The organism is Oxobacter pfennigii, from assembly GCF_001317355.1.
Classification (GTDB): domain Bacteria; phylum Bacillota; class Clostridia; order Clostridiales; family Oxobacteraceae; genus Oxobacter; species Oxobacter pfennigii.
This window is the reverse complement of sequence record NZ_LKET01000068.1, coordinates 1-15440: the sequence shown is the minus strand read 5'-3', so window position 1 is coordinate 15440 and position 15440 is coordinate 1. Positions and strand designations below refer to the sequence as shown.

The window sequence follows — 15440 nt, the reverse complement described above, 5'->3', positions numbered from 1 at the left end:
TGACTGCATGATACACACATACTATAAAAAAGAAGGGAGTGAGTTTTAATGCTGCTATTATCTCTGGGGTTTACCTCGGATAAATGTGATGTATATGAAAAGATAAACCGGTTATCTTCAGGTTTTAAAGATAAGGGTATCAATATAAAGTTTGTTGAAAATGATGACGGCCGTATGCATTTTATAAAATGCTTTGTAAAAGACGAAGATTCTTTAAGCTGCGATTTGAAGGATGTAAAAAGGCGTTTTGATGTTCATGCAGCCAACCTGATATATGAGATTATTATCGATAACTATCAGATGGATATAATCAACAGAATCATAAAGAACAACTATTATTATCTTAAGGCAACGGAGATCGGAGAAATATCAAAAAAATGTGCCGATGTTTTAACAGGAGCAAATCTTAATACAAACGAAAACTATATGGCTTTTATAAGCATGAAGAACACAATAATTAACAAGGTTCATGAATATTTAAGCGAAAACACTGATATAATGATAGATGGATTCTTAAGGTTCAGGCTTAAGGATATAAATATGGAGGTTAATGAGATAGTCGACAGGGTGGTTGAGGAGTATCTCATTGAGAAGGAATACAATGAGTTTATAAAGCTCTTAAAATATTTTGTTGAGATCCAGGAAAGCAGGATTGAAATAGTAAATATTGTAATCAATATAGATGGAAGCTACAGCATGTATGATGACAATCTTAACAGGATTTCCGGTGAGGCGTTAAAAGAACTCATCGGTGACGGTTTAGACGGGGAACAGAATTTGGACGATTTGCTTGTAAGTTCTCTCATAACCATGGCTCCCATGTTTATAATAATCCATAATGCCGCCAATATACGCAACAAGGAGATAATTGAAACTATAAAAAGCGTTTTTTCAGACAGGGTGAAAATATGCTCAGGATGCGATTTATGCTTAAAAAGGAATCCGGCACACAAATTCTAAGGTAATTTATATATCTGTTTACAATATATAGTATAAAAAGTTGACATCAGTATAAAATAATCATATAATATAAAAAAGCAATGATGAGGATGAGTAAGTTAATTACAGCCATAAGAGAGGAGTGCCAGGCGGTGTAAGCATTCCGGGCTAGTGTTTTCTGAATACCACCTCTGAGCTCGCATCTGAATTAAGTAAGAATGCGCGTTGACTGCGTTAAAGTTTTAAGTGGGTTTTTATCAATTTGGGTGGAACCACGGGAATAATACTCTCGTCCCTGCGTGTGGGACAGGAGTTTTTTTATTTTTATAGATTTGAAAGGAGTTAAACAAGATGGTAAAGGTAACATTAAAAGACGGTTCGGTAAAGGAATATGATTCAGAAGTAACCATATTAAAAATTGCAGAAAGCATAAGCGCCGGCCTGGCAAGGGCAGCACTGGGAGGAAGGATAGATAAAGAAGTGGCTGAATTAAACGATACGGTTGATAAGGATTCAAATGTCAGCATACTTACTTTTGATGATGAAGATGGAAAGAAGATTTTCAGACACACTACCTCCCATATATTAGCCCAAGCTGCAAAAAGGCTGTATCCTGACATAAAGCTGGCAATAGGACCGGCGATAGACAACGGATATTATTATGATTTCGATGCGGATTTTTCATTTACACCGGAGATACTTGAAAAGTTAGAAAATGAAATGAAAAATATCGTCAAGGAAGATTTAAAGCTTGAGAAATTCATACTTCCTCGGAGTGAAGCCATAAAGCTCATGGAGGAAAAAGGCGAACCATATAAAGTGGAGTTAATCAAAGACCTCCCTGAGGACTCAGTTATTTCATTCTATAAACAGGGCGATTTTGTTGACCTTTGCGCAGGCCCTCATCTTCCTTCAACAGGAAGGGTAAAGGCCTTTAAGCTTTTATCCGTTGCCGGTGCGTACTGGAGGGGCGATGAAAAGAATAAAATGCTTCAGAGGATTTATGGCACTTCCTTTGCTAAAAAATCCGACCTGGATGATTATTTAAATATGCTGGAGGAAGCAAAAAAGAGAGATCACAGGAAATTGGGAAAGGAGCTTGATTTGTTTAGCATCCAGGAAGAAGGCCCCGGTTTTCCTTTCTTCCATCCTAAGGGCATGGTTTTAAGAAACGAGCTTGAAAATTTCTGGAAGAAGCTTCACGTTAAAAACGGTTACAGTGAGATAAAGACACCTATAATACTTTGCGAGGATTTATGGCATCAGTCGGGGCACTGGGATCATTACAAGGATAATATGTATTTTACTAAGATTGACGGAGCAGATTATGCAATAAAACCCATGAACTGCCCAGGGGGTATATTGGTTTATAAAACTCAGTTGCACAGCTACAGGGATTTGCCTTTAAGGATGGGAGAGCTTGGTCTTGTCCACAGGCATGAATTATCCGGCGCACTCCACGGACTTATGAGGGTAAGAAACTTCACGCAGGACGACGCTCATATATATATGACCCCCGAACAGATAACAGATGAGGTCATAGGTGTAATAAATCTTGATGATTATATATATAAGCTCTTTGGTTTCAAATACAATGTAGAATTGTCAACAAGGCCGGAAAAATCCATGGGAAGCGATGAAGACTGGGAAAGGGCGACGGAAGCGCTAAGAGAAGCCTTGGAAGCTGTAAACCTTCCATATAAGATAAACGAAGGAGACGGAGCTTTCTACGGTCCTAAAATAGACTTTCATCTTCAGGATGCATTGGGACGTACATGGCAGTGCGGTACAATACAGTTGGACTTCCAGATGCCCGAAAGGTTTGATTTGACTTATGTAGGCCCGGACGGTGAAAAGCACAGGCCGGTCATGATTCACAGGACAATTTTTGGAAGCATTGAAAGATTTATCGGTATTTTAACGGAGCACTTTGCCGGTGCATTTCCTGTATGGTTAGCCCCTGTTCAGGTAAAAATAATGGGTATAACCGATAATCAGAAGGAATATGTTAAGAAAATTGAGAAATTGTTATTAGATGCGGATGTCAGAGCCGAGGTTGATTTAAGGAATGAAAAGATAGGCTTTAAAATAAGGGAAGCACAGCTTCAGAAAATTCCTTACATGCTGGTGGTAGGCGATAAGGAAATGCTGAACAATGAAGTGGCTGTAAGGGACAGGAAGCAAGGCGATATGGGAACAATGAGCATAGAAGCATTTGCTGAAATGATAAAGGGAAAGATCAGGGATAAATCCATTGATTAATGTCATATAATAAAAGTTGACAAAATAAAACTATGGTGATAAACTAAGCTAGTAAAACAAAGCAGAAGTTCCGCTTCTCACCTTGCGACAGGGTCAGTAAGGTTAATATGCAGGTATTTTAAATTTCTTGTATATCTATGCGGATAGGCTTGCTCTATCCGCTTTTATTTTTACTTACTTATTTCATGGAGGTGAAAATTATTAGCAAAGAACAGTTAATTAATGAGGAGATTAGGGATAAGGAAATTCGCCTAATCGATTCAAACGGTGAACAACTCGGTATAGTGCCTACCAAGAAGGCCCTTGAGCTTGCAGAAAGCAAGCAGCTTGATCTTGTGATGATAGCAGAACAGGCAAAGCCGCCGGTATGCAAAATCATGGATTACAGAAAGTATTTATACGAAATCTCCAAGAAGGAGAAGGAAGCCAGAAAAAATCAGAAAGTAATCAATATTAAGGAAATTAGATTCAGTCCTAATATTGAAGAGCATGACATCAGTGTCAAGGCTAAAAATGCTGAAAAATTCCTTAAAGATGGAGACAAAGTAAAAGTTACTGTAAGATTCAGAGGCAGGGAAACCGATTATTCACACATCGGACAGAATCTTCTCAAAGGATTCTATGAACGATTAAGTTCTGTCGGGGACATTGAAAAAGAAGCCAAGATGGAAGGTAGAAATCTTATTATGATTTTAAAACCAAAGAAATCATAAATCTATAAGGAGGAAATAATAATGCCAAAAATGAAAACCCACAGGGGTGCTGCAAAAAGATACAAAGTTACCGGAAGCGGTAGGATAAAAAGGGCTAAGGCTTTCAAAAGCCACATATTGACTAAAAAAAGTTCCAAGAGAAAACGGAATTTAAGAAAGACAGCATATATAAGTGAACAGGAAGCAAAAGTAGTTAAGAAATTAATCCCTTATATCTAATAGAGAAATACTTAGAGGAGGTAATAAAAATGGCTAGAGTAAAAAGAGCTGTACATTCAAAAAAGAGACATAAGAAGATATTAAGGCTTGCCAAGGGTTTCTTCGGAGCAAAAAGCAAGCTGTTTAAAGCTGCTAATGAAGCAGTAATGAGATCATTAAGAAGTGCATATGTAGGAAGAAAACTCAAGAAAAGAGATTTCAGACAGTTATGGATTACAAGAATTAACGCTGCCACAAGAGCAAACGGTTTATCATATTCAAAATTTATGAACGGACTTAAAATTGCAGGAGTTCAAATGAATAGAAAAATGCTTGCAGACCTTGCAGTAAACGACAGCGCAGCATTTACAGAGCTCGTAGACCTTGCTAAACAACAGCTGGGAGCATAGACAAAAGGCCTATTAAATAGGTCTTTATCCTTTTTTGTAGATATGTCTATACATTAAGGTTTATATTTATGGAATAATATAAGCAAAACGCAATTTTTGATTTAAAGACAGGGGATGAAATTATGGAAAAGAGTAAAAGTATGTCAGTATTTAAAAGGCTGAAACCGGTACAAATTCTCTCAATAGGATTTGCATTGCTTATTCTTTTAGGCGCTGTACTTTTGACTCTTCCCGTTTCTTCTGCAAAGGGAGAAAGCACTTCCTTTCTTACGGCATTGTTTACTGCAACGTCGGCCGTATGCGTTACAGGACTTGTTGTTGTGGATACGGGTACATATTGGAGTGTTTTCGGACAGATAGTTATATTGCTTTTAATACAGATTGGGGGCTTAGGGTTTATGTCCTTTGCAACCCTCATCGCTTTTATTGTAGGTAAAAAAATTACTTTGAAAGAAAGGCTGGTCATGCAGGAGGCTATGAATTCCTTTTCCATACAGGGACTGGTTAAGCTGGCAAGATACGTGCTTATTTTTACTTTCACAATAGAAGGAATAGGAGCACTACTTCTGGCAGTTAAATTTATACCCGTATATGGATTGGGAAAAGGAATATATTTCAGTATTTTTCATTCTATTTCTGCTTATTGCAATGCCGGTTTTGACCTCATAGGCAATTTTCAAAGCCTAGTCCCTTTTCAAGGGAGTATAATTATTAATTTTACAATTATGAGTCTTATTATTATAGGTGGTATGGGGTTTGTAGTTCACTCAGATATATATAGGAAAAAGGAATTTAAAAAGTTCTCCCTACATTCCAAGGTAGTACTTTTGACTACCCTCGTATTGTTTGTCCTCGGCACCATTATATTTTTTCTGCTGGAATACAATAATCCCGGTACATTAGGGTCAATGTCATTTATGAAAAAGATTATAGCTGCTTTGTTTTCTGCTGTAACGCCCAGAACTGCAGGATTTAATACTATAGATCTTGCATCCATGACAACCGCATCCAAGTTTATAACCATAATACTTATGTTTATCGGAGCATCACCGGGTTCTACAGGCGGAGGAATAAAAACTACGACTGCAGCCGCTATAATTCTTACTATAATATCTGTCATAAAAGGCAGGGAGGATACCGAAATATTCGGAAAGAGGTTGTCCAGGGCAATAGTTTTAAGAGCCCTTGCAATTGCAGTAATAAGCCTTGCACTGGTTGTATTTAATGTTATAATACTTTCTATAACGGAAAAGGGCGCGGAATTTATGGAAATAATCTATGAATCTGTTTCTGCCTTTGGTACAGTAGGATTATCATTGGGTTTAACACCTGAGCTCACTGCCATCGGCAAGATTATAATACTGCTTACTATGTATGCAGGCAGAGTCGGTCCACTCACCTTGACATTGGCACTGGCCAAAAAACAGCTTAAAAATGCTGCAGCTGTTAAATATCCTGAGGATAGAGTACTTGTAGGATAGGAGGAATTAAAATGAGTTCAAAACAGTATGTTGTCATTGGATTAGGACGATTTGGAACCAGTGTTGCAAAAACATTGTATGCACTTGGCAATGATGTTTTAGCCATAGACCAGTCCGAGGATAATGTGCAGAGTATTTCAGACAGTGTGACCCATGCCGTTCAGGCAGACGCTACGGATGAAAACGCTCTAAGAGCCCTTGGAATAAGAAATTTTGATGTTGCGGTCATAGCAATCGGAGTAGATATACAGTCAAGCATAATGATTACCCTTCTAGCAAAAGAACTGGGTGTCAAATATGTTATTGCAAAAGCACAAAATGAGCTTCATGCAAAGGTCTTATACAGGATTGGCGCCGACAGGGTGGTATTTCCCGAAAGGGACATGGGAGTCCGTGTTGCACATAATCTGGTATCATCCAATATACTTGATTACATAGAATTATCGCCGGATTACAGTATAGTTGAAATTGCCGTAATATCTCAATGGGTTGGCAAAACTCTAAAAGAACTTAATATGCGGGCTAACTATGGTATAAACGTAATGGCGATAAAAAGAGGTTCCGAGATAAATATATCGCCTTCTGCCGAGGATATAATAAATGACGGCGATATTTTGGTGGTAATAGGCGGAACAGAAGAATTGAATAAAATCGAGAAAGTAAAAACAGAATAGGGTGTGATATACACTCTATTTTTCTATAATCATGATTTTCCGGAAGGATGAGTTATTATGGAAATCATAAAAAGCAAGGATAATCAGATTTTAAAATATATAAGAAAGCTTAAAAATAAAAAGACCCGCCTGGAAAATGGCGAATTTCTCATAGAAGGCATACGGTTTATTGAAGAGGCCTTAATTTCCAATGCCGATATAAAATACTGCATATGCTCCCATGAATTAAAAGGGGACAGGGCTGAAATTTTAATAAAAAACCTGAAGGATAAAGGAATAACAGTATATGCAGCAGAGGATAAATTAATGAAGGACATATGCGATACCGAGACTCCCCAGGGCATAGCTGCGGTTGTAAAGCAAAAGCATTATGATGAAGACTTGCTTTTTTTAAATTCAAATTATACAATTGTTGCCGACAGAATTCAGGACCCTGGCAATATGGGTACTATAATAAGAACTGCTGATGCCGCCGGAGCTGACTTAATAGTTTTATCCAATGGAAGCGTTGACCCCTATTCACCAAAGGTGCTGCGTTCCACCATGGGCTCAATATTTCATATTCCGATAATCCTATCAAATGATATTAACGGGGCAGCAGAACGGATGAAAAAATCAGGCTTTTTAATATATGCAACAAGCCTTGATGCAAAGTCTTTTTATTATGATGAAAACTACAGAGGAAAAACGGCTGTAATAATAGGCAATGAAGCAAATGGAGTGGAAGCAGTCTTATTGAATAAAGCAGATAAATTAATTAAAATTCCCATGCCGGGCCGGGCAGAATCGCTGAATGCGTCGGTGTCTGCCGGCATAGTTATGTTTGAAATAGCACGCCAGAGGATGGATATTGACAAAAATGGTTAAAATGTTATAATAAGCATATTCTTAGAAGAATTCATATAATTTCATATATTCTGCAGTGATGACGGAGAAGAGTAATATTTTTCTTTCTACAGGGAATAGATGCCATGGATTGAGAGCATCTTAAGAATAAGGGGATATGAAAGTTCGCTCCTGAACTTCGGGCTTGAAATTAAGTAGAGCCTGACGGGTTTTCCGTTAAAGATTTAAGTGGGTTTTACCAAATTGGGTGGTACCGCGGATTAACCTCCGTCCCTTTAGTGGACGGAGGTTTTATTTATTTTATTTAGAAACCGGAAAGGAGTTTATCATGAGAGAACAACTGATGCAAATAAAAAATGAAGCAGCAGCAGATATAAAAACTGCATCGAACACTGCTGAATTAGATTCCGTAAGAGTTAAATACTTAGGAAAAAAGGGCAGTTTAACTTCAATATTAAGGGGGATGGGCTCCCTGTCCAATGAGGAGCGCCCAATTATAGGCAAGCTGGCAAACGAAGTAAGGGTTGATATAGAGGCACTTTTGGATCAGGCCTTTGATGCCCTTAAGACTAAAGAAAAAAATGAAAAGATGAAAAGCGAAATTATAGATATATCCATGCCGGGAAGAGTAAGAACCATGGGTTCAAAGCATCCTCTCACGCTGGTCTTGGATGAGGTTAAGGATATATTCAACGGCATGGGCTTTTCAATAGTTGAAGGCCCTGAGGTAGAATTGGATTATTATAATTTCGAAGCTATGAATATTCCTAAAAACCATCCTGCAAGGGATGTACAGGATACCTTCTATATAAATGACGATGTGGTTTTAAGGACTCATACTTCACCAATGCAGGCAAGGCATATGGAAAAGCATAAGCCGCCAATTAGAATAATAGTCCCTGGAAGGGTTTATCGTTCCGACACCCCCGATGCCTCCCATTCACCGGTATTTAACCAGATTGAAGGCCTTGTTGTAGATGAGGGAATAACTATGGGAGACTTAAAAGGTACCCTGGATGTATTTGCCAAAAAGCTCTTTGGTGAAGACACCAGGACCAAGTTCAGGCCTCACCATTTTAATTTTACGGAGCCCAGCGCAGAGGTGGACGTAAGCTGTGTACTGTGCAAGGGAAGGGGCTGCAGGTTGTGTAAAGGAACAGGCTGGATTGAGATATTGGGTTCCGGCATGGTTCATGTGAAGGTACTTGAAAACTGCGGCATCGATTCTAAAAAATACACCGGCTTTGCCTTCGGTGTGGGGTTGGAAAGAATAGCCCTTATTAAATACGGTATTGATGATATAAGGCTATTCTACGAAAATGATGTGAGATTTTTAAAACAGTTTTAAGGAGGGTTACTGATGCTTGTACCATTAAAATGGCTCAACAGCTATGTTAAGATAAATGACATAAACCCGGAGGTTTTTGCAGATGAAATGACCATGTCGGGTTCAAAGGTTGAAGAAGTAATAGAAACAGGAAAAGAAATAACCAATGTTGTTACGGCGAAGGTATTGAAAGTTGACAGGCACCCCGATGCCGACAAGCTGGTGGTCTGCCAGCTAAACGCAGGCGGTGAAAGTATACAGATTGTAACAGGCGCCGATAACATGAAGGAGGGGGATATTGTTCCCGTTGCCCTTCACGGTTCAACTTTGCCCGGCGGAGTAAAAATCAAAAAAGGCAAGCTAAGGGGCGTTGAATCCAACGGCATGATGTGTTCTGCCACAGAATTAGGACTTGAAATAAAGGATGCCGTTCACGGGATACACATACTCCCTGAAAATACTCCCCTCGGAGTGGATATAAAGGAAATCCTAGGCTTAAACAGCGTAATTATAGATTTTGAAATAACATCCAACAGGCCGGACTGCTTAAGTATTATCGGTATGGCAAGGGAGGCCTCGGCAACCTTTAACAGGGAGTTAAAAATACCTGAGATTAAGGTTACTGAAAACAGCGGGGATATAAACAAATATATCGAAATTGAAGTTGCCGATAAAGACCTATGTCCAAGATATGTTGCAAGGCTGGTTAAAAACGTAAAAATAAAAGAGTCTCCCGAATGGCTTAAGGAAAGGCTTATTGAAGCGGGAGTAAGGCCTATAAGCAATATAGTTGATATCACAAACTACGTAATGCTGGAATACGGCCAGCCCCTTCATGCCTTCGATTATGATACCATTGAAGGCAAAAAGATTATCGTAAGAAGGGCAAAAAAGGGAGAAAAGATAACAACTCTTGACGGAAAAGAAAAGACTCTTGATGATTCAATGCTTTTAATTACAGATGCTAAAAAAGCCTTAGGCGTTGCCGGAGTAATGGGAGGAGAAAATTCCGAAGTTAAAGATAGCACTACTTCCATTCTCTTTGAAGCAGCAAATTTCAACGGTACCTCCATAAGATTAACGGCCAAGACACTAGGCTTCAGGACAGAGGCTTCATCAAGGTTTGAAAAGGGCATAGATCCCAATGTTGCAATAAGCGCCGTAAACAGGGCGGTAGAGCTGGTTGCAGAACTGGACGCAGGAGAAGTTGTAGGAGGCGCAATCGATAAATATGACAATAAATTAGAGCCCTGGACAATAGATATTAGCATTGAGAGGATTAATAAATTCCTGGGTACCGATATATCCGGCGATGATATGATAAAAATCCTTCATTCCCTTGACATTGAAGTCATTCCAGGAGATGTTCTGAAGGCTAAAATACCAACATTCAGAAGCGATCTGGAGCTTGAGGTTGACATCGCCGAAGAGATTGCAAGGATTTATGGTTATGATAATATCAAGACCACCCTTATAAGAGGTGAAACTACCCAGGGCGGCAAAAACGAAGAGCAGAAAATTGAAGACAGGACAAAGACTGTTTTAGCAGCTGCCGGACTTTATGAGGCAATAACCTATTCCTTTGTCAGCGAAACCAATTTTGATAAAGTTAATATACCAGAAGACAGCAGCTTGAGGAATGTGGTCCGCATATTAAACCCATTAGGCGAAGAAATGAGCATAATGAGGACTACAGTAATTCCCAGCATGATGGAAGTTATAAGCAGAAACTACAGCAGGAAGATTGAAAACGGGCAGTTCTTTGAAATAGGAAGAGTCTACTTGCCCCTTGAAGACAAAACTGCAAAGCTTCCCAATGAAAAGAAGATGCTTTGCATGGGTATGTACGGCAGCGTTGATTTCTACGACATAAAGGGAGTAATAGAGCTTCTCTTTAAAGAGCTTGGCATAAGCAAATACGATTTTGTAAGGGAATCCGAAAATCCCACCTTCCATTCGGGAAAGACAGCGAAGATTCTCATAAAGAACAAGGAAGTTGGAGTCGTAGGCGAAATCCACCCGGATATTCAGGAAAGATACGATATACCTGTCAGCGTATATATATGCGAACTGGATTACGATATGATATTAGCCAATTGCGAGCTTGAAAGGAAGTTCAAGTCACTGCCTAAATATCCTGCCGTCGAAAGGGATATGGCGCTTTTAATCCCTGACGAAGTGATGGTAGGTCAGATTGAGGAAATAGTTAAAGCAAAAGGCGGAGAGCTAGTTGAAAGCATAAAGCTCTTTGACGTATACAAGGGCAAGCAGATTCCCGAAAATAAAAAGAGCGTGGCATACTCTATTACTTACAGGTCGGAAAACAAAACCCTTACCGACGACGAAGTAAACAAAGTCCACGACCAGATTATAAAGACAATTGAACAAAAGCTGGGTGGCCAGCTCAGAATGTAGCTAACGGGGCAGATTTTTATCTGCCTCTTTTTTTTACTGTCTGCTGCAAGGGGAGTATATGGAGATTACCATATTAAGGATGTCAGACCATCCATTCCCGCTTGAAATGGGTTTATATGGCTGATATATTAAAACTAAAACTCGTTAGACAGATTAAGTAAAAACTATGGATGGAAGTGAGGTATCGAGTAAATGAGCAATCAGAAATATCAATGCTGCTTTTGTGGGGACAAAATAGAATCTAATCAAATTGATATTACAGCACTTCTTGTAGTATCAAATTGGGATAAAGAACGAGATTTACAGCAGGAACAACAGTTGTTCTGTCATATGGAATGCTTACAGAACAAATTAGCGGATAATGTTCCACTGTATATCGCAGATATTATTGATTAGTGTTACGAACATGGATCACACAGCTCCGGCTGTTGTGACCTTCCTTACTATTGAGAAAACTTATGTGCAAAAGGTCATTGACTCCGATACGTCAAACATCACAAAGGTGGAGTATGACAAAGAGGGGAATATTGAAAACATAAAGAAGGGGCTGAACAGCTGGAATGATTCTGATTACTCGGAAGAAACATATGCGTACGATGAATTAGGAAGGCTTGAGCTGACAAAGGACCCTGAAGTCAGAGAGACCTTGTATGAATATGACAACAACGGCAACCTGGTTTCAGAAACGGACAGGAACGGCGTTGTAACTTCATACAGATATGACGGGCTAAACAGGGTTATATATAAGGAAAACAGCAAGGACGGCAAAGAAAATGCGGTACAGGTAACATATGATCTCCTTGGTAACAGGGTAAAGATGTCGGATTCTTCTGGTACAACAGTTAATGAGTATGACTCTTTAGGCAGGCTTGTGCAGACAAAATATGAAGGCAGCATTAACCAGTACTACGAGTACGACAGTACCGACAGGATAACAGGAATAAAGGTCTTACAGGGAAGCCTTGAGCACGTAAATATCCAAAATGGATATGATAAAAACGGGAGATTAATCCGGGTAAATGAAAAGGGCAGAAACTATAGCTACAGGTACGATGCCATAGGCAGGCTGGTTGAAGAGCATGACGGCATTACCGGCATAAGTACAGACTACAGCTACTATAATTCCGGCAGCATAAAAAGCATGAGCCATGTATCCGGAGATACCATCCTTGACTCATTCAGATACTCCTACGACCAAAGGGGCAACCAGGTTGAAAAGGATGAAAACGGTGTTGTAACAAAATATTATTACGACCCCCTATCCAGGCTTAAGACTGTTTTACTTTCTGATGACGGAGTGATAGATTATAGGTATGACGACTTAAGCAACATATCAGGGGCTGTTGAAGTAAAGGGCAATAAAATATCGGAAACTTCCTATTTATATGACAGGAACAGCAGGCTTCTTTTAACGGAGACCGCAGAGGGTGACCGGAATGTAGAGCAAAGATTCTCCTATGACCTTGAAGGAAATCTAAAAACAAAAGAAGAAGCAGTAAAGCATAGCGGAAACCTTGCTGCAAATAAAAAGTTCGAGTATATATTCAACGGATATAACCAGCTTGAGAAGGTTATAACCCCTGATGACAGAATTGCTGAGTATATATACAACGGTGATGGTTTAAGGGCAGCAAAGGGTTTTGACGACGAGGTTATAAGCTATTACTATGACCGCGGGAATATATTGCTCGAAACAAGCAATAACGAAGTCACTGCAAAGAATATCAGGGGAAACAGGCTGATATATAGGGAAACGGATGCCGGAATTTATAGCTACCTTCATAATACCCATGGGGATGTAGTGAAGCTGCTCAATGAAAACAGTGATGTAATCAAGGATTACACCTATGACCCATATGGCATGGAAGAGGTAAATAGCAGCAATTCCTTCGGCAACAGCAGATTCACCGACGTATGGCAGCAGGAAGTTGAGAAAGTAGATAATCCCTTCCGTTATGCCGGTGAGTATCTTGACGATGAAACAGGCTTGTATTATCTCAGGGCCAGGTATTATGACCCGAATATTGGACGCTTTATTTCAGAAGATAGTTATCCCGGAGAAGCAAAAGACCCATTGAGTCTTAACCTCTACGTGTACTGCTATAATAATCCTATTAACTTTTTTGACCCAAGTGGACATATTCCAACACCAATAGAAGCTGCGTTTATGGCTGAAAATATTTATACTGCCGAAAAAGGAAAAGAATACATACTTTCGGGCGGGTGGAAATTTGAAGATATAATAACAGACGGAGATAACATGAAAATGGGAGTTTATTCAAGGGTAAAGGATGATGGAACAACTGAGTATGCACTGGTTAATAAAGGTACAACGCCTACTAATGTGAGTGACTGGAAAAATAATTTTCAACAGCTATTTGGTTTATCAGCTGATATGAAAGTATCAATTAAAAAATCGAATGAATTTGTTGATAATCATTCAGGCTATGAGATAACTATGGTTGGACACTCGAAAGGAGGAGCAGAAGCAGCTGCAAATGCATTATCAAGAAACAAAAATAGTATCATATTCAATCCTGCAACCGTTAATCCGAGCGCATACGGGCTAGATTCTTCGAATTATACTGCCAACATGACTGCATTCATTGTAAAAGGCGATGCATTAAATGCCACAGAGGGAGGGTTCAGTAAACCCATAGGCAAGGCGGTGTATTTACCTCAACAGTACGGGGGAAATTGGTATCAGCTTTGGCAAACAAACAAAATTCAAAGGATAATGAATCATATGATGAGCGCAGTCAAAGAAGCGCTTAAGGAGGCAGGGTATAATTGAAGAAAAACACTTTTTCAGTTGTTGTTATTATAATGTTGATAGCTATTGTTGTAATAATAGCAAGCATTACTGTTTTGCCTTGGGTTATGATAGGTTTGGGGATTTCCTTGTTGCCAAATCCGCCTAAACCTGAAATCATATACAGCGAATTTCCATTTCGCCTAGTTTATGAGATTAACGGGGAAAAGAAAGTAATTGAAGACACTTTGATTTGTAAATATGACGGAGTTGGAATGGATGAGGGACGGGGGAAATATCGCGAATGGAAGGAGCATTTAGCTAGCGGAAATCAAAAAATACTGTTGTTGAAAGTTGATGATAAAAAAGAAATATATTATTACCCGGGTTCTGCTCAATATTATATGGGCGATATGAATGAAGGAGTAACATATACACATAGTTTTCCCAATGCAAGATATTTTGAAAAATATGCTGATGGAAGTATCAGGGATGGTATTATACGGGCAGACGAATTGTTTAATAAATACCATATCAAATTGTTAAGTTGGGATTACACTCAACCAATAAAGAATAATTTTCCTGGGACCAAAAAGTAAGGGATTGAGTTTAAAAGTCATTCAGGGGTTTTACTTTTTCTCAGTGCATAACAAAAAGGGAAAACAAAAAACTTGGTAAGAATTGAAATAGCCTATGTCCCATGCAACTAAATAAGGTATAGGCTATTTATAAAAACTACAGTTGATATACAACTGATACATATGTCCCCTATGTAACCCTTGGTAATGCAGTAATCTGCAAATCATAACCCCAACTCCATTGTTGCAAATCCGACGCCGACTACGATACCTATATGCTTTCAGCCCGCATTGCGGGCTGATGTAATCCGAGGGGTGGTCGTTTGCGACCACCCCTTTTTAACGTGTGCCCGGCATAGGCGGTGACTCGGCGGTGAAAGTCCGCTACAGGCTTGGTATCATTATCATTTGGATTAAGCGGGAATGGCAAATAAATACGATAAACCTTTAGTTATACAGCTTATCAAGGCTCCATAGCAGAATAATTGAGGACGTGCCTATTTTTACACATTTCAATTAAAAATCATAGGGGTCAGCAATGGCCCCTATGAAACCTTGATACGGGTATTCTATAAGTGCATGCTTCCGAACTTAAGATTGTGTATAAAGGTGCAAATGGGAAACAATATGTGCAAGAATCTCATTATGCATATACTCTAAATGATGATAAGTTAACTGAATTAAAATATAAAGCAGCGACGATGGTCGCTGTTTTATAGTAAACGGTAAACCATACGTACTTATATAAATATAGCCGTCATTTCTGATGGCTAAAAAGGTTTATTGATTCTGTTTTTTACATTCAATCGGGAGTTTTTCTGACCAGGGCAAAAGGTCATCTAAGA

The 15440-nt window shown here is 39.1% G+C and carries 13 protein-coding genes and 3 other annotated features; all 13 genes read left to right on the top strand.

Annotation, left to right across the window (positions count from 1 at the left end):
* Positions 1 to 48: 48 nt before the first annotated feature.
* The 13 genes from ytxC to OXPF_RS19340 all read left to right on the top strand — a co-directional run bounded on the left by ytxC (position 49) and on the right by OXPF_RS19340 (position 14616).
* On the top strand, positions 49 to 960 hold the full coding sequence (ytxC, locus tag OXPF_RS19400; RefSeq protein ID WP_054876873.1) for a putative sporulation protein YtxC: 912 nt from the start codon (positions 49 to 51) through the stop codon (positions 958 to 960).
* 71 nt (positions 961 to 1031) lie between these two features.
* Positions 1032 to 1239: a binding site (T-box leader), on the top strand.
* 51 nt (positions 1240 to 1290) lie between these two features.
* The gene (thrS, locus tag OXPF_RS19395) at positions 1291 to 3201 is read left to right on the top strand and encodes a threonine--tRNA ligase (RefSeq protein ID WP_054876872.1); all 1911 of its coding nucleotides are present in this window, start codon (positions 1291 to 1293) and stop codon (positions 3199 to 3201) included.
* 53 nt (positions 3202 to 3254) lie between these two features.
* Positions 3255 to 3377, top strand: a sequence feature (ribosomal protein L20 leader region).
* Between the two features lie 9 nt (positions 3378 to 3386).
* Positions 3387 to 3914: a translation initiation factor IF-3 gene (gene infC, locus OXPF_RS19390; RefSeq protein ID WP_242854463.1), complete on the top strand. Its 528-nt coding sequence runs from the start codon at positions 3387 to 3389 to the stop codon at positions 3912 to 3914.
* 21 nt (positions 3915 to 3935) lie between these two features.
* Positions 3936 to 4133: a 50S ribosomal protein L35 gene (gene rpmI, locus OXPF_RS19385; RefSeq protein WP_054876870.1), complete on the top strand. Its 198-nt coding sequence runs from the start codon at positions 3936 to 3938 to the stop codon at positions 4131 to 4133.
* A gap of 29 nt (positions 4134 to 4162) precedes the next feature.
* Positions 4163 to 4522: a 50S ribosomal protein L20 gene (gene rplT / locus OXPF_RS19380; RefSeq protein ID WP_054876869.1), complete on the top strand. Its 360-nt coding sequence runs from the start codon at positions 4163 to 4165 to the stop codon at positions 4520 to 4522.
* Positions 4523 to 4644: 122 nt separating this feature from the next.
* Positions 4645 to 6003: a TrkH family potassium uptake protein gene (locus OXPF_RS19375; RefSeq protein WP_083480055.1), complete on the top strand. Its 1359-nt coding sequence runs from the start codon at positions 4645 to 4647 to the stop codon at positions 6001 to 6003.
* An 11-nt stretch (positions 6004 to 6014) separates the two neighbouring features.
* Positions 6015 to 6677, top strand: a complete 663-nt coding sequence (locus tag OXPF_RS19370) for a potassium channel family protein (RefSeq protein WP_054876868.1) — start codon at positions 6015 to 6017, stop codon at positions 6675 to 6677.
* A gap of 57 nt (positions 6678 to 6734) precedes the next feature.
* Positions 6735 to 7544, top strand: a complete 810-nt coding sequence (gene rlmB, locus OXPF_RS19365; protein WP_054876867.1) for a 23S rRNA (guanosine(2251)-2'-O)-methyltransferase RlmB — start codon at positions 6735 to 6737, stop codon at positions 7542 to 7544.
* A 49-nt stretch (positions 7545 to 7593) separates the two neighbouring features.
* Positions 7594 to 7801 (top strand) — a binding site (T-box leader).
* A gap of 50 nt (positions 7802 to 7851) precedes the next feature.
* Positions 7852 to 8871, top strand: coding sequence for a phenylalanine--tRNA ligase subunit alpha (gene pheS / locus OXPF_RS19360; RefSeq protein ID WP_054876866.1), 1020 nt, complete (start codon positions 7852 to 7854; stop codon positions 8869 to 8871).
* 12 nt (positions 8872 to 8883) lie between these two features.
* On the top strand, positions 8884 to 11265 hold the full coding sequence (gene pheT / locus OXPF_RS19355; protein WP_054876865.1) for a phenylalanine--tRNA ligase subunit beta: 2382 nt from the start codon (positions 8884 to 8886) through the stop codon (positions 11263 to 11265).
* Between the two features lie 192 nt (positions 11266 to 11457).
* Positions 11458 to 11661: a hypothetical protein gene (locus OXPF_RS22670; protein WP_054876864.1), complete on the top strand. Its 204-nt coding sequence runs from the start codon at positions 11458 to 11460 to the stop codon at positions 11659 to 11661.
* 10 nt (positions 11662 to 11671) lie between these two features.
* Entirely contained in the window at positions 11672 to 14059 is a 2388-nt protein-coding gene (locus tag OXPF_RS19345) for an RHS repeat domain-containing protein (protein ID WP_054876863.1), read from the top strand.
* Complete coding sequence (locus OXPF_RS19340) at positions 14056 to 14616, top strand: hypothetical protein (protein ID WP_054876862.1); 561 nt, start codon at positions 14056 to 14058, stop codon at positions 14614 to 14616. Before OXPF_RS19345 ends, OXPF_RS19340 begins: the two co-directional genes overlap by 4 nt.
* Positions 14617 to 15440: the final 824 nt, after the last annotated feature.